The 15,668-nt window shown below is 60.5% G+C and carries 15 protein-coding genes; 6 read left to right on the top strand and 9 right to left on the bottom strand.

All coding sequences use genetic code 11. The features are described 5' to 3' along the window. Positions 1-269: 269 nt before the first annotated feature. The 5 genes from rpmH (at position 270) to KUW18_RS05375 (ending at position 4,932) form a co-directional block, all read left to right on the top strand. Entirely contained in the window at positions 270-404 is a 135-nt protein-coding gene (gene rpmH, locus KUW18_RS05395; protein ID WP_008959105.1) for a 50S ribosomal protein L34, read from the top strand. Between the two features lie 11 nt (positions 405-415). Then, a complete protein-coding gene (gene rnpA, locus KUW18_RS05390) occupies positions 416-841 on the top strand; it encodes a ribonuclease P protein component (protein WP_206942095.1) in 426 nt (141 codons plus the stop codon). Positions 842-1,041: 200 nt separating this feature from the next. Further along, a complete protein-coding gene (gene yidC, locus KUW18_RS05385) occupies positions 1,042-2,718 on the top strand; it encodes a membrane protein insertase YidC (protein WP_222560962.1) in 1,677 nt (558 codons plus the stop codon). A 142-nt stretch (positions 2,719-2,860) separates the two neighbouring features. Continuing rightward, positions 2,861-4,231 carry a tRNA uridine-5-carboxymethylaminomethyl(34) synthesis GTPase MnmE gene (mnmE, locus tag KUW18_RS05380; protein WP_222560961.1) on the top strand — a complete coding sequence of 457 codons (1,371 nt, stop codon included), beginning with the start codon at positions 2,861-2,863 and terminating at the stop codon, positions 4,229-4,231. A 128-nt stretch (positions 4,232-4,359) separates the two neighbouring features. Further along, on the top strand, positions 4,360-4,932 hold the full coding sequence (locus KUW18_RS05375) for a YceI family protein (protein WP_222560960.1): 573 nt from the start codon (positions 4,360-4,362) through the stop codon (positions 4,930-4,932). 82 nt (positions 4,933-5,014) lie between these two features. Here the strand turns inward: KUW18_RS05375 and KUW18_RS05370 are convergent, their stop codons facing one another. The 4 genes from KUW18_RS05370 to rdgB form a co-directional block, all read right to left on the bottom strand. Then, positions 5,015-5,884: a 23S rRNA (adenine(2030)-N(6))-methyltransferase RlmJ gene (locus tag KUW18_RS05370; protein WP_206942091.1), complete on the bottom strand. Its 870-nt coding sequence runs from the start codon at positions 5,882-5,884 to the stop codon at positions 5,015-5,017. Positions 5,885-6,085: 201 nt separating this feature from the next. Continuing rightward, complete coding sequence (locus KUW18_RS05365; protein WP_206942090.1) at positions 6,086-6,760, bottom strand: OmpA family protein; 675 nt, start codon at positions 6,758-6,760, stop codon at positions 6,086-6,088. Positions 6,761-6,798: 38 nt separating this feature from the next. Further along, on the bottom strand, positions 6,799-7,965 hold the full coding sequence (hemW, locus tag KUW18_RS05360) for a radical SAM family heme chaperone HemW (protein ID WP_222162513.1): 1,167 nt from the start codon (positions 7,963-7,965) through the stop codon (positions 6,799-6,801). Positions 7,966-7,967: 2 nt separating this feature from the next. Then, positions 7,968-8,576 carry an RdgB/HAM1 family non-canonical purine NTP pyrophosphatase gene (rdgB, locus tag KUW18_RS05355; protein ID WP_222560959.1) on the bottom strand — a complete coding sequence of 203 codons (609 nt, stop codon included), beginning with the start codon at positions 8,574-8,576 and terminating at the stop codon, positions 7,968-7,970. Between the two features lie 329 nt (positions 8,577-8,905). Between rdgB and KUW18_RS05350 the strand changes: the two genes are divergently transcribed. Next, positions 8,906-9,577, top strand: a complete 672-nt coding sequence (locus KUW18_RS05350; protein WP_222237905.1) for a LuxR C-terminal-related transcriptional regulator — start codon at positions 8,906-8,908, stop codon at positions 9,575-9,577. A gap of 155 nt (positions 9,578-9,732) precedes the next feature. Here KUW18_RS05350 and KUW18_RS05345 read toward each other — a convergent pair whose 3' ends face one another. From KUW18_RS05345 to KUW18_RS05325, 5 genes are all read right to left on the bottom strand, one after another. Further along, complete coding sequence (locus tag KUW18_RS05345) at positions 9,733-10,974, bottom strand: AAA family ATPase (RefSeq protein ID WP_206942086.1); 1,242 nt, start codon at positions 10,972-10,974, stop codon at positions 9,733-9,735. 12 nt (positions 10,975-10,986) lie between these two features. After that, positions 10,987-12,279 carry a glutamate-1-semialdehyde 2,1-aminomutase gene (hemL, locus tag KUW18_RS05340; protein ID WP_222560958.1) on the bottom strand — a complete coding sequence of 431 codons (1,293 nt, stop codon included), beginning with the start codon at positions 12,277-12,279 and terminating at the stop codon, positions 10,987-10,989. 165 nt (positions 12,280-12,444) lie between these two features. Next, complete coding sequence (locus KUW18_RS05335) at positions 12,445-13,296, bottom strand: hydroxymethylpyrimidine/phosphomethylpyrimidine kinase (RefSeq protein ID WP_224851922.1); 852 nt, start codon at positions 13,294-13,296, stop codon at positions 12,445-12,447. Further along, positions 13,293-13,724 carry a protoporphyrinogen oxidase HemJ gene (hemJ, locus tag KUW18_RS05330; protein ID WP_222560957.1) on the bottom strand — a complete coding sequence of 144 codons (432 nt, stop codon included), beginning with the start codon at positions 13,722-13,724 and terminating at the stop codon, positions 13,293-13,295. Before hemJ ends, KUW18_RS05335 begins: the two co-directional genes overlap by 4 nt. A gap of 9 nt (positions 13,725-13,733) precedes the next feature. Beyond that, the gene (locus KUW18_RS05325) at positions 13,734-15,635 is read right to left on the bottom strand and encodes a chloride channel protein (protein ID WP_206942080.1); all 1,902 of its coding nucleotides are present in this window, start codon (positions 15,633-15,635) and stop codon (positions 13,734-13,736) included. Between the last annotated feature and the right edge of the window lie 33 nt (positions 15,636-15,668).

The raw sequence follows: 15,668 nt of genomic DNA, 5'->3' as shown, positions 1-15,668 counted from the left end.
TTATCCCCAGTAATAATCACAACATCAGTCAAGAACTTCCTTTACTAGTAGTGTTAAGAAAGCGCTGCTCCGTGAAGTCACAAGCCCCCACATCGCCAGCGACCGGCGCGCACTCCTCGATGTCGGGCGCTCAGTGAAAAGATTGCACCCGGGGCTTGAAATCACTAAAATGTCCGGTCTTGAGCCGAATACCCCCGGAGGCCCGAGCGGATTCCGGGCGCCTCTGGATGTCTATCCGTTCCAAAAAACCACTGTGGGATTAACGAGTTATGAAGCGCACATTCCAACCGAGCGTTCTCAAGCGCAAGCGCGCGCACGGCTTCCGTGCTCGCATGGCTACCAAGAACGGCCGCGCCGTTCTGGCACGTCGCCGTGCCAAAGGCCGCAAGCGCCTGAGCGCCTAAGCAGGTCCTGCGTGACCTGTCTGACCTTTCCCCGGCACTGCCGCTTGCTGACTGCCGGGGACTACCGCCGTGTGTTTGATGGGGCGGTGTACAAGGTTCACGGCAAAGGCCTGATGGCGCTGGCTGTTCCCAATGAACTGGGGCACCCGCGCCTGGGCCTTGTCTTCAGCAAGAAGAACGTACGCCGAGCGGTAGATCGCAACCGACTGAAGCGACTGGCTCGAGAGTCCGTTCGCCATGCCCAGCACCGACTTCCCTCTGTGGATATCGTCCTGCTGGCCAGACGTGGCATCAACGAGGCCGACAACGATACCGTGCAGCGACAATTGTTCGGTATGTGGCGTCGCCTTGAACGAGAGGCTGAAAAGTCACGACTCTCGAAAGATCCTCGCCAGGCCGGTGCTGCCCAGCCAGAGCCGCAGCGACGCCGCAGCTAGGTAGTGAGAGACTGTGCAATGCCGACCACACTCCGTCTGAGCATGAGCGAGTCCCTCTCCTGGCCCCTTGACGTCACCTCTCGCGACGCGGAACGTCTTCGTACGAATCTTGGCCTGCCTCTGGCAGGCTTTCGTGTATTTCACGCAGGCGTCTCGCGTGACGCCATCGGCATGTTCACTTCCCTTCGGGCAGACCCCTCATGGACGTAAAACGACTACTCCTGCTGATACCCCTGGCGGTGCTCGCCTATCTGATCATGGTGCAGTGGAACCAGGATTATGGTCAGCCGCCGAGCACTCCCGATGCTCCGGCTATCACCAGCAACGCAGCAGATGCCAGCGACGCTTCTTCTTCTCAAGGCCTCGCGGCACCCAGTTCCGCCAATGATGTTGGCAGTGAACTGCCGGGCAGCAGCGAGCCCGCCGCCAATAGTCGAGATCTCGTCGCGGTCATCACCGACGTGCTCGACGTACGCATTGATCCTCAAGGTGGCGATATCGTCTACGCCGCCTTGCCGCAGCACCTGATGAGCCAGGACGGAGATCGTCCTTACGTGCTGCTGTCCAACAACAGCACGCTGAGCTACGTCGCACGTTCAGGGCTTCAGCTTGATGGCAACAGCGGCCGCATCGCCTTTGCCCCGGAGAAGACCGAATATCGCATGGTCGATGGCCAGGACAACCTGCAAGTCGACATGACCGCCACCGTCAACGGCATCGATATCATCAAGCGCTTTACCTTCAAGCGTGACGACTATGCGGTCAATGTGTCCTACCTGCTGGCCAATGGTGGCGAGTCCGCCGTCAGTGCACGCTTCATCGGGCAACTGGCACGGGACAACAACCCCGATCCTTCAACGGGTCCCAAGATGGGCATGCGTTCCTTCCTGGGTGCTGCCTATTCGTCACCGGACAACCGCTACGAAAAGATCGATTTCGAGGACATCCAGGCCGGGAACTTCCAGAATCGTGAAGTCGAGGGCGGCTGGGTCGCCATCATTCAGCACTACTTCACCTCTGCCTGGGTGCCGCCGCAGCAGCAGGACAATCTTTTCTACGCTGCCACCGATAGTCAGGACCGTAACGTCGCCGCCTTCGCTGGTCAGTCTCAGACGCTGGAACCGGGGGCAGAAGCCAGCCTTGGCGCGACCCTGTACATGGGTCCCAAGGTCCAGGAGCGCCTCGAGGCCGTTGCCCCCAATCTGGAGCTGACGGTCGATTTCGGCTGGCTGTGGTTTATCGCCAACCCGTTGTTCTGGCTGCTGGATCATATCCACAGCCTGATCGGCAACTGGGGCTGGTCCATCGTGATCCTGACCATCATGGTCAAGGCTGCCCTGTGGCCGCTGTCTGCCAAGGCCTACAAGTCCATGGCACGCATGCGCAAGCTGGGTCCGGAAATGCAGCGTCTCAAGGAGCGCTTCGGCGATGATCGCCAGAAGATGTCTCAGGAGATGATGAAGTTCTACCAGAAGGAAAAGATCAATCCTCTGGGTGGCTGTTTGCCGATCCTCATCCAGATGCCGGTGTTCATCGCGCTTTACTGGATGCTGCTGGAATCCGTCGAACTGCGCCATGCACCGTTCATGCTGTGGATTCAGGATCTGTCGGTGAAGGACCCGTACTTTGTGCTGCCGATCCTGATGGGGGCATCAATGTTCGTGCAGCAGCTGCTCAACCCGACACCTCCGGACCCGATGCAGGCGAAGATCATGAAGATGCTGCCGATCGTCTTCACCTTCTTCTTCCTGTGGTTCCCTGCAGGTCTGGTCATCTACTGGGTGTGCAACAACTGCATCTCGATCGTTCAGCAGTATGTGATCACCCGCAAGATCGAGGACGACCCCGAGGTCGGCAAGGGCTTGAAGACCAAGTAAGCCCCGTGTGATCAGCAAGTGAACCCCCGCCTCGGCGGGGGTTTGTCGTTTCAGGCCGGCGAGCCTGACAGGCGTGTCCCGCCAGGCTGGCAATGCGCTGTCAGGCACCCGACAATAGGCCCAATCCTTCAGGAGCTTGGATATGACCGCCCCGCTTTATACCCAGGACAGCATTTGCGCACTTGCTACCCCGCCCGGGCGTGGAGGCGTCGGCATCATTCGCGTGTCGGGCCCTGCCTGTCGGGACATCGCCAAGGCGATGCTGGGCCATCAACCTGAGCCACGCCAAGCGTTCTATGGCCCTTTCAGGGGCGCTGACAGCATCATTGATGAGGGTATTGCGCTGTTCTTCCAGGGCCCCCACTCCTTCACCGGAGAAGACGTGCTGGAACTGCAGGGGCATGGCGGTCCGATGATCATGGATATGCTGCTGGAGCGCTGTGTCTCCCTCGGCGCCCGGCTGGCAAGGCCAGGCGAATTCTCTGAACGCGCCTTCCTCAACGACAAGCTTGACCTGGCCCAGGCAGAAGCCATCGCCGACCTGATCGACGCCAGCTCTCGGACAGCGGCAGAGAACGCTCTGCGCTCCCTGCAGGGTGAGTTTTCCAGCCGCGTCCAATCCCTGGTTCAGCGACTGATCGAGCTGCGCATGTACGTCGAGGCGGCCATCGACTTCCCTGAGGAGGAAATCGACTTTCTTGCCGATGGCCACGTCGCCGCCAAGCTTCAGCAATTGATGGACCAGCTGGCCGATGTGCGAGCCAGCGCCGGCCAAGGTGCCTTGATGCGCGAAGGCATGAGCGTGGTCATTGCCGGACGCCCCAATGCCGGCAAGTCGAGCCTGCTCAACGCGCTGACAGAGCAGGATACGGCGATCGTCACCGACATCGAAGGCACCACCAGAGACGTCCTGCGTGAGCATATCCACCTGGACGGGATGCCGCTGCATATCATCGATACGGCGGGCTTGCGGGACACCCCGGATGCGGTGGAGAAGATCGGGGTTGCACGGGCCTGGAGCGAAATAGAGAAGGCCAACCGCGTGCTGCTGCTGGTGGATGCCACGACCACCAGTGCCACCGACCCTATGCAGATATGGCCAGAGTTTGTCGAACGACTGCCAGACCCTGCTCGCCTCACCCTGGTACGCAACAAGGTTGACCAGAGTGGTGAAGCAGCAGGGCTCGATCTATCCACAACCCCACCTACCCTCCGGCTGTCAGCCCGCTCTGGCGAGGGTGTGGATAACCTGAAGTCCCATCTCAAGAGCATCATGGGCTTCCAAGCCACCACCGAAGGCCGGTTCTCCGCACGACGGCGACACCTGGATGCACTCGACAGGGCCAAGGAGGCCATGGATAACGGCAATGCCCAGCTCATGGGCCATGGTGCCGGCGAGCTGCTGGCCGAGGACCTGCGAGACGCGCAGCAAGCCCTGGGAGAGATCACGGGTGAATTCAGCGCCGATGACCTGCTGGGCGAGATCTTCGGCAGCTTCTGCATCGGGAAGTGACAGCGCTCGTCAGACCGCACACGCCCTTCTCAAGCCGCTACGGCACAATGCCGGGGGTCGCTGCGTACAGAAGATAGTGAGCGACTCTCTACACTGGAGGGACATGCTGCCCCCTTCAGGAGTCGCTCATGAAAGCGCTAGTCATGTCAGCCGCCCTCGGACTTGCCTGCCTATCGGCCAACGCCTCGGCAGACTGGAACCTGATAGATGACGAATCACGCCTGTGGTTCGGTTCAGTGAAGAATGAAAGCGTCGGTGAAACGCATGTCGTTGGCTCGCTAACGGGCCATATCGACGACGACGGCAAGGTGGCTATCGAGGCCACCACCGCCTCTCTCGATAGCGGTATCGATATTCGCGATGAGCGCATGCAAGAGCACCTGTTCCCGACTCCTAGCCTGGCGATCAGCAGCAACCTGGACCCCACGCAGTTTGCGTCGCTGATGCCCGGCGACACGCTCTTGGCCCGGGTACCCGTTAGCGTCACTCTAGGCGCTGCTGGCAGCGACTATGACACCACAGTGATGGTCGTTCGACTTTCCGAATCGCGCTGGCTGGTCGTCTCCGATCAGCCGATCTGGGTCGACGCCTCCTCACTGGGGCTCGTCCAGGGTATCGCCACCCTTCAAGATATCGCCGGCCTGTCTTCCATCGCGCGGACGTCGCCGGTGGGTTTTCGGCTGCTGTTCGAATCGCCCTAGGCGCGGTTCGCATCCGTCCGGGAGCTGCTGGTGTGGCGCCAGGTAGCAGCTCTATGGTGGCTCAGAACCTGGGCCTGGCGCCCTACTCTTCTACCCACCAGTGCTGTTCATGACGAGCCTGAGGTCCCAGCAATGGAAGCCAGGTGTCGATGGCAGCGCCCATGCGCTGGTCGACGCCCCAGGGAGGATTAGCGATCAACATGCCGCTGCCGTACATGCCGTGACGGGATTCGCCAGGAGGGGCCAGGCTGACCTCGCTGCGCCACAGTTTGCGCACACCGCTTGAGCGCAGCTCCTCCAGCATGTCCTGATGACGTCCAGCCGGCAGCAGTGGGTACCACAGCATGATCACGGCATGCCGAACCTTGCCGAGCACATGTACCAGGGTCCTGGCCACCTCCTGGTACTCGGACTTCTGCTCGAAGCTGGGATCCATCAACACACAAAGCCTTGGTGTTTTCACCGGCACCAGGGATTTCAATCCCGCCAGTCCATCACCATGGATGCGTTGGATAAGCGGCAGCGTGTCAGCATCCACCAGCGATTGCTGGGTCAAATGGCCGTGCTCACCCGGGTGCAGCTCAAACAAGCGAAGGCGGTCCTGCTTGCGCAGACGATGCCCCAGCCACCAGGGCGAACCAGGATAGTGGGACAATCCTGTCGACCCTGATTGCAACGAGGCGACAGCATCGAGCCAGGCACTCAACAGCTCCTGCTCTTTCACGTCGCCTTGGTGACGAGATACCCACAGCCGCTGAACACCGGTTTCGTACTCTTTGAGACGTGCCGTTTCAGCGGCAGCGAGAGGATAGCTACCTCGTCCCGCATGCGTATCTACAAACGTAATAGCACTATCTTTACGTAATAGGTGTTCGGTAACACTGTAAAGCCATAAATGCTTGTGAACATCGGCGAAATTGCCGGCATGGTAAGCGTGTTGATAAGAGAGCATGGCATTCCGCCTGGTGTGCATCGCGATGGGGAATCCGCGGTCATCCATCGCAGGATAAAGAGGACTATGATAGCGGGACAATCGCCCAGAGGTCGCGGAAGGCATCTGCCGAATGCCTGACCGCTCCAGCCAACACAAAGGCCCGCGTCCTTTCGGAGCGCGGGCCTTGATGTCGACGGGCCTGGAATCAGGCGTGTCGTCTTATCCCTGCTGGCCGGTCGGCGTCAGGGTGATCTCGACACGACGGTTCTGCGCGCGACCTTCCTCGGTATTGTTGCTGGCCACCGGCTGGTTTTCACCATAGCCGCTGACATAAAGGCGGTTGGACGCCACGCCCTGGCCTTGCAGGTAACTGCCGACGGACTGCGCGCGTCGCTCGGACAGGCGCTGGTTGTAGCTGGCGTCACCGGTAGAGTCGGTGTGGCCAGCGATGTTGATGCGGGTTTCCGGATACTGGGTCAGGACATTCGCCACATCATTCAATGCGCTGGTGGCACTGCCGGTGAGATCGGCGGAATCGAAGCCGAAGGTCACGCTACTCGGCATGTTGAGCACGATGTTGTCGCCTTGACGCTCTACTCCGATACCGGTGCCCTGCATGCTCTGGCGCAACTGTTCTTCCTGGCGGTCCATGTAAACGCCAATCCCGCCACCAACAGCAGCACCGGCGGCGGCCCCGATCAGCGCACGATCACGCTTGCTGGTGCTACCGTCACCACTGATGGCACCTGCCGCTGCGCCCACTGCGGCGCCCACGGCAGCGCCGATACCGGTGTTGTTACGATCGGTCTGGCCAGTGTAAGGGTCCGTTGTGGAGCAACCAGCCAGAATCACGGCGGCAGCCAGCGGGGCAATCAGTCGAATCTTGCGGCTCATAGCGTCAACGTCTCCTTCCATGTATTACATCGTCCCTTTCAGTCATCGCTGAACAGGGTCAAAAGGTCGTTCAAGAATAATAGACCTTGGGCAGAAGCTTGAACCCTGGCGGCATCTTGCACAATAAGTCCCTTTTCACGCGCCCTGTCGATCTTCGGCGACAGTTCATCAAACGGACGTCCTGTGCACGCCTGCCAGGTCTCAACCGGTACGCCCTCCACCAGACGCAGTGCGTTCATGGCGAATTCCAGCGCCACCTCATCATCTGTGACACGTCGATGTCCAGCAATGAAGCCCCGGGGATCGTTCAAGCGGCGCAGATACGCCTCTGGCTGGCGGGTCTTCCAGCGCCGCTCGATGGCGAACCCGGTCGCGCCGGGTTGGCTGATCTTGGCGTGAGCCCCGGCACCGATGCCAAGATAATCCCCAAAGCGCCAGTAGTTGAGGTTATGTCTCGCGCGTCTGCCTGACTGGGCATAGGCTGAAATTTCATAGCGTTGAAAGCCAGCGGCCTCCAGGCGCTCATGACCTTCATCCTGGATATCCCAGAGCACTTCTTCCTCGGGCAGCGTCGGCGGATGAGCATGAAACTCGGTGTTGGGTTCCAGCGTCAGTTGGTACCAGGAGAGATGCTCCGGCGCCAGGGCAATGGCCTGCTCGAGATCTGCCAGAGCCAGCTGCGGCGTCTGCCCGGGCAGGCCATGCATCAGATCCAGATTGAGATTATCAAAGCCCGCCTCGCGCGCCTCGGTCACCGCGTGAAGCGCATCTTCACCGCTGTGGATACGCCCCAAGGCCTTGAGCTGTTCCGGATGAAAGCTCTGGACCCCCAGGGAAAGACGATTGATACCCGCCTCTCGGTAGGCCGCGAAGCGCCCCCTCTCGAGGGTCCCTGGATTGGCCTCGAGGGTGATTTCAATGTCAGCGGCAAAGGGCAGCCGCTTGCGCGCTTCATCGAGCAGACGCTGATAAAAGTGGCCGGACATCAAGCTCGGCGTCCCTCCACCAATAAAGATACTGGTGAGCTCACGCCCCTGGGCCAGACCAGCGTCGTTGTCGAGATCGGCCAACAAGGCAGACAGGTACGCCTCTTCCGGCAACTCTGCCTGTCGGCCAACGCCGTGTGAGTTGAAATCACAGTACGGACATTTGCGCACGCACCAGGGTACGTGCACGTACATCGACAGTGGGGGCAGGGTAGCCATCGTCACTGCTTGGTCCGTTCGAGTTCGGCCAGCAGCTGAGACAAGGCACGACCGCGGTGGCTGAGCCGGTTCTTTTCGGCAGCGCTCAGCTCTGCCGCCGTTGCGCCCTGATCAGGAAGCCAGAACAGCGGATCATAGCCGAATCCGCCCTGCCCGCGCGGATGGGCAAGAATTTCGCCGCGCCAGTGAGACTGCACGATCAACGGCACGGGATCCTCGGGATGCTCAAGCAATACCAGTACGCACCAGTAGCTGGCACCACGGCTGCCTTCAGGCACGTCGGCCAGCGCCTCAAGCAATGTATCGTTGTTGCGGGCATCATCCTTGGGCTCGCCAGCAAAGCGCGCCGAATAGATCCCCGGACGTCCGGCCAGGGCATCCACTGCCAGTCCTGAATCGTCAGCCAGGGCTGGACGGCCACTCACTCGGCTGGCTTCTCGCGCCTTGAGCAAGGCGTTCTCGACAAACGTCAGCCCCGTCTCCTCGACCTCTTTCACGTCGAAATCCGATTGGGCCTGCACCTTGATACCCAAGGGGGCCAACATCTCGCCCAGCTCCCTTAGTTTGCCGGCATTGCCGCTTGCCAGCACGAGTTCTGTCAGGTGGCTCATGGTCTCGCTCATTGGTGGAAAGTATCTTGAAATCCCCGGCGATACGCCGGAATGTTTGCCTATACTCTAGCATGGGCAAGATGAGTTCCGATTCAGCACAAATACTGATACGTGAACCAGAAAAAAGCCGCCATATCATGCCGTCGACGGCGGGTAGAGCCCCTCGTCCGGTCGTTGTTTTCTTTACAGGAGCCGTTTTTTGGCAAACTTTACTGTGCAGGTGTTACAGAATCTTACAAAAGATATAAAATAGGCGCATAATGACCAACACGACTTAGTCATGCCCATCCGCCGAGGGCAGGCGGCAGCGGATGCACGGAGACACGACGATGAGCCACGCCACAGGACAGATAGTGCTGGTGACTGACCACAACCCTCAGTCGCTGCTCTTTATCAATTACATCAAGGATCAGTTCCACTGCCCTGTATCCATCGCTGCACCTGCCGACACCATTGATGTCGATGACTCCCAGCCGGTGCTGGTGTTGATGGATGCCGACCATGTGGACGATGCCGCCATGCAGCACTGGCAGGATGTCAGCTCTCACCATCATGGGCTGTTGCTCACTGCCTTCAACCTGCGTGATGAAGAGCATGCGCTGGAGGTGCTCTCCTTCATGCATCTACGTGGTGTCTTCTATCGTCAAGACAGCCTGGAGAGCATCTGCAAGGGGATCGCCAAGCTGTTCGAGTCCGACGACCTGTGGATGTCGCGGTCGCTGATGACCCGACTCATCGAGTTTTCGCGACGCCAGCAGCTCAATGCCTATCGTCCTGCCTGTGGACTGACCCAGCGGGAAATGGAAATCATCGGCCTGCTGGGGTCGGGGGCGTCCAACATGGAAATCGCCGAGCGTCTTTGCGTCAGCGAACACACGGTAAAGTCCCACCTCTATAACGTGTTCAAGAAGATTCGGGTCAGCAACCGCCTGCAAGCCGTCAACTGGGCTCGCCAGAACCTCGGCGCCCCGCCCCCCAGGCGTAGCACTGCCATGCGCTGATCAAAAGAAGAACGGACGCCGGCAATGCCGGCGTCCGTGCTCTGCACTCATGCCACAGTCAATGATGTGATCGTCAAGGCTAGGGTAGGCGCTCACGGGTTCCGCTAGCTCGCTGCCATCGTCGCGCCGACCACTCGCTACCACCATCGCGCCAACTAGAGGACGCGAATGTGCTCTTCAATCAGGCTTGCCAAGGTCTCTGCAGCGTTGTCTGCTGTACTATCGAGGCGCACCAGATGCAGCCTTTCCTCGTCAGTGAAGTCCTCGAACGCATCCTGCTGCGCTGCCAGCACGGCAAGACTCAGTGATTCGTCCCGTTCATTGCGAACCGCCCGCTTGCTGATACGACGTCGCAGGGTCTCGTCATCGGCTTCAAAGCTGACCAGCAGTACCGGCAGGCCTCTGGCTTCCGCCTGCCATCGCAACAGCTCACGCTGACCGCGCTCGAGGAAGGTCCCGTCGACGCACACCATATAGCCGGCATCCAGCAGGATACCCGCACAGGTCGCCAGCCGCTGATAGGTCTTGTCTGTCGCCTCTCGGGTGTAGATATCCACAGGCAGACCATCGCCCTCGGCCTGTGGACTAAAGCCATGCAGCAACATGCGCTGCACGTCTGAACTCAGTCTTACCGCTCCGAGGCGACCCACCAGTGTCTTGGTGAAGCGGCTCTTGCCACTGCCGGAGACGCCTACACCGATCACCAACGGAGGGAACCGGAACTCGGCATGTCGCTCCGCCAACGTCAGATAGCGACGGAACGCATTCATGGTCTCGGCCATCAGCGCGGGTCGCTCATGACCCGACGTGAAGCGACGTTGCAGCACACGACGCATGCCCGCCATTGCCTCGATGACCTGCAGCAGCGACAGAATCCGCGCCAGCTCGTAGTCGCCACTGCGGCGCAGGTAACCGTCCAGAGCCTGATGCGACAGCGTCATCTCTCCGCGCAGCTCCAGCTCAACCCTGAGGCTTGCCAGATCATGGCCTGGGTCGGCCATCTCAGGATAGTCAAAGGGCTGCGGGTCCTGGGCAGCACTCTGGGCCACCACCAGGCGGCCGTTATCGCAAAGCCGTACATCGGAATACTCCATGTACCAGCGGCTCGGGCGCAAACGGTCCTGGCGAACTTCGATGATCGGGGCCAGTCGATCGAACTCCTGGTCCAGCCACACCTTGAGTGACGCCAGACGTTGTACGTCCTCGTCACCGGACAGCAGGGCCTTGCAGGCGCTGTGTTCTGCCTCGCTGCGTTGTTTCAGCACGCTTAGCGCATCGGGCAGTGCCACCTCGGGCGGCAACGGCTCGGCGTGAAACTCTGCCAGCACATCCAGCAGTTCTTCCAGGGTAAAGGGCTCCAGCGCGGTGTCCGGCGAAGCGGCGTCATTGCCAGTCATGGTCGGCTCCTTTCAGGCCTGGGTCGTCATCTGTGCAAAGGCGTGTTCTGCGGCGTCCAGAGTACGCTGAATATCTTCCGGCGTGTGAGCGCTGGACATGAAACCGGCCTCATAAGCGGAGGGCGCCAGATAGACCCCTTGATCCAGCATGGCGGCAAAGAAACGGCGGAAGGCATCCGCATCACAGGCAGTGGCCTGTGCAAAGTTCTCCACGCTGCTTTGGGCGGTGAAGAACAGGCCGAACATGCCCCCCGCACGCTGCGTGATGAGATCCACACCCGCCGCTCTTGCCCGGCTTTCCAAGCCGTTGCAGAGGGTCTCGACACGCTGTGCCAGCGCATTATGGAAGCCAGGCTCACGCAATTTCTTCAGCAGGGCCACCCCCGCGGCCATCGCCAAGGGGTTACCCGCGAGGGTGCCCGCCTGGTAAACCGGCCCTAACGGAGACAGTTCGCTCATGATCTCGCGGCTGCCGCCAAAGGCGCCTACCGGCATGCCCCCACCGACGATCTTGCCCAGGCAGGTCAGGTCAGGCGTCACCCCATAGTGGGCCTGGGCGCCACCCAGAGCCACCCGGAACCCGGTCATCACCTCGTCAAAGATCAATACGCTCTGATGGCGGTCACACACCTGACGCAGTGTCTCGAGGAAGTCCGGGTTGGGCGGAATGCAGTTCATGTTGCCGGCCACCGGCTCGACAATGATGCAGGCAATCTGGCTACCGATTTCCTCGAAGCAGCGTTCCACCTCGTCGCTGTCATTGTAGGACAAGGTAATAGTGTGCTCAGCCAGCGCAGCGGGTACCCCAGGGGAACTCGGCTCGCCATGGGTCAAGGCGCCGGACCCTGCCTTCACCAGCAGCGAATCACTGTGACCGTGATAGTTACCCTCAAACTTCACGATCTTGTCACGCCCGGTGTAGCCGCGAGCCAGGCGAATCGCCGACATGGTCGCCTCGGTACCGGAATTGGTCATGCGCACCATCTCGATGCTCGGGATGATCTCGCAGATCAGGTCCGCCATGGTCGTTTCGACCGCGGTGGGGGTACCGAAGGACAGCCCCTTGTCCAGACGCTCACGCACGGCGCCAAGCACATCAGGATCGGCGTGACCGGTGATCATCGGCCCCCAGGAGCCGACGTAGTCGACATAGCGCTTGCCTTCGACGTCAACAAGATAGGCGCCTTGCGCACTCTCCATGAACACTGGCGGACGATGCAGCCCCTTGAACGCGCGCACCGGTGAATTGACGCCACCGGGGATGTGCCGACAGGCCTGTTCGAAGAGCTCAGCGGATGTGGTCATGGAAACCTCTTTGCCCAAGTGTAAGTTCTGTCGTCGGTGCTAGGCACCGATACGGTGAATGAAGGCCTGTGGATAACCCTGTGGAGGGCATGGGATAACCCGGTGAATGTGGCCCAAATGTCTCGCAAGTTGCCCGATTCGGTGACATATGACGCAGGCTACCCATCATACCTTGACCTCGTCTGGCGAAAAGCGTGGCGTCGGCATTTTCCACAGCCTGCGAGGCAGCGACTGGCCGTGGCCGGGATCCCAGCCGTGGGCCAGCGCCTGCCAGGCGAAGACCTGGGCCTGTTCGCAAGCCTGTACCAGAGTTTCACCTGCCGCCAGCCGCGCTGCCAAGGCGGAAGCCAAGGTGCAGCCGGACCCATGATAGCTTGCGGGTAGTCGTGGCCACGTCCACTGACGATCGCTATCGGGCGTGTGCAGGGTGTGAGACACCGTGTCGCGCGCCTTGCCGGGTTCGGGGTCATCGGTGCCGGTCACCAGCACGGCCTGACATCCCTGATGCATCAGGCTGACACAGCGTTCCGTGTCATCCTGATAGTCGGCTCCGGCCAGCCGTGCCAGTTCACCACGGTTCGGGGTCAGGATATCGATCATCGGGAGCAATTGCTGCCGATAGGCATCGATCAACTCCTGGGTCGCCAGTGATGCTCCGCCTCCCGCTCTCAACACAGGATCTGCCACCACGGGAATTCCCGGTCGCCGCTTGATCACATCAACCACTGCATCGAGCCCTTCCAGATCCGCAATCAAGCCAATCTTGATCGCCGCAATCGGCAGCGAGGCCAGTGCCTTGGCCGCCTCTCTGATGCCAGAAGCCGGTAGCGGATGCAGCGAGTGCACATCACGCAAATCCTGTACCGTTAGTGCAGTAGGAATGGTCATCGCCCAACCGCCGCAAGCCGCCACGCTCTCGGCATCAGCGACCAGCCCAGCACCTCCGGTAGGGTCATGGCCCGACAGCACCAGCACTATCGGCAGATGGGGTGAATATTCCGCGTTCAAGCTATTCAAAAGGGTTTCACCACAGCCAGGATGATGATCGCTACCAGCGCCAGCACCGGCAGCTCATTGAAGACACGGAAAAACGTGGCACTGCGTCGGCAGCGGTCTGCTGCCAGCTGCTTCAGGTAGATCAGGCAAACATGGTGATAGGCCACCAGCGCTACCACCAATGCCAGCTTGGCATGCAGCCAGCCCTGACTCATCCAGCCAGGGTTGAGCCAGACCAGCATGGCACCAAACAACAGCACAGCCACCATGGAGGGGGTCATGATGCCGCGATACAGCTTGCGCTCCATGACCATGAAGGTGTCCATGGTTGCGTACTCACCCTTGTCTCTGGCCTGGGCGTGGTACACGTACAGGCGGGGGAGATAGAACATCGCCGCAAACCAGGTCACGATGGACATCAGGTGAAAGGCTTTTATCCACAGGTACATGTCAACTCCTCAGGCTGTGGATGAATCAGACAGGCGGTAGTACCGCTCGATGGCGTCACGGGTGATGATACCGGAAATTCGTTTCTGCTTCGGTCGATAACCATGTTCTACATAGAGTCCATCGACCTTGCTTTCGTTCAGCACGTTCAATGCTTCCGTCAGTGTTGCCTGTAGGTGGATGGGCACCAGGTCGAGTCGCTGACCGGGTATTTCCAGCAGGTCGAGCAACGCCTGCTTGTCATCGGCCTGCTCGGTTTCCGGTGGAGGCGAGCGCAGGGGGGAGCGATCCACGTTCTTGCCGGCAATGCTCTCCGCTGGCGATTCTGCCTCTATCAACGCTTCCATCATGCTGTCGTCCGGATCACTGACCTTATCCTTGGCCGCTGCCTCCCGCTCATCTTGCTCGATCAGGTAGCGCGCCAGATCCGCGGCCTTGAGGGCAAGGGTCGGTTTGTCATCCGTGGATCGCTCGATAATGATCCAGACAGGCTTGGCCTCCAGCAAGGCGCGAGCTTGCCCCTCGGAGACACGCCGCTTGGTTCTCACCAGGCTGCGTTCCATGACCGCTGGCACCGACACCCGGGACAGTGCTTGCATCAACGGTTGCTGGAGCGGATGCAGGCCGTGCAGCTTGACGCTGATAAAGAAGCCATCGCAACGACACAATTGCCGGGTGGTGAGGCCCGCAACGACCACTGCAAGCATGCCCGGTAGCAGGATGTGCGGAATATGGGTCAGCTCCAGCAGTGCCATCAACGCAGCGAGAGGCGCCTGGAGCACCGCTCCCATCATTGCCGCCATGCCAATCATGGCGAACAGGCCGGGATCGGCCGCCTTTTCAGGCCACAGCCAGGTCCCGGCCAGACCGAACATGGCTCCCGCTGCTGCGCCAATCACCAGCACCGGGCCAATGATGCTGACCGGCACACCGCAACCTACCGCGAACGCCGTCAGCAGCAGCTTGCCAAGCACCAGGGCCAACAGAATGTCGAGTGCCAGCCGGTTGAACAGGGCATCTGACAGGCTGTCATAGCCGATGCCTTGTACCTGGGGATAGCACCAGGCCAGTAACGCCGCCAGGGCACCGACCATCGTCAACCGCCACCACAGCGGCAGGCGTGCCAATCTCTCGGAACGGGACACGTGAATGAACAACCCCGCCAGCAATCCGATGCCAAAGGCCATGACGGCAATCCAATAAATATTGAATAGCGATCCCAGGGCCAGGTCGGGCACCGCGAAGGCGGGCTCGGCGCCATACACCAGCTGCGATACCAGAGCCCCCATGCAGGCCGCCAGGATCACCGGCATGAAGCCGACAATGGTGTACTCCATCATCACCACTTCCATGGCGAAGATCACCCCGGCGATAGGGGTATTGAAGGAAGCCGCGATACCGGCCGCGGTACCACAGGCCACCAGCACACGCAGACTGTTGTGGGGAAGGCGCAGCAACTGGCCAAGCCCACTGGAGGCCGCGGCGCCCAGGTGAATCGCGGGCCCCTCCCTCCCGGCAGAGAGGCCGCCTACCACCGTCACCACCCCGACCCACCATTGATTCAGCCAGTTGCGCAGCGGAAAGCGTCCCTGGTGATAGGTCAGGCGCTCGATGACATGGCTCACCCCAATCTTGCGGGCCGCCAACGGCTGACGCCACAACGCAAACCCGATGATGGTCACCGCCAGGATCGGGAGTACCATGCGCAGCCCGGTAGACAGCTGTTCGAAGGCCTCAGGGTCGTCATGGGGCATGACCAGCATCGCCCCCAGCATCAGAGCAAGGCGAAACACCACCATCAAACTACCGGTGATCAAGCCGGTCGCAATGCCCAGTACACAGAGTTGCGGCAGGGCATCGACGCTCGCCAGCTGGCGGCGGAAGGCATCGAGACTGAGATCTGGCAGGCGCATGGCTTCCTTGTTTCCTTCCGTGAAGGCAGAGGG

Origin of the sequence: Halomonas sp. DP5Y7-2, assembly GCF_019802025.1 — a bacterium.
Taxonomy (GTDB): domain Bacteria; phylum Pseudomonadota; class Gammaproteobacteria; order Pseudomonadales; family Halomonadaceae; genus Halomonas; species Halomonas litopenaei_A.
Note: the sequence above shows the minus strand (reverse complement) of the source record. Positions and strands in the feature narration are given on the sequence as shown.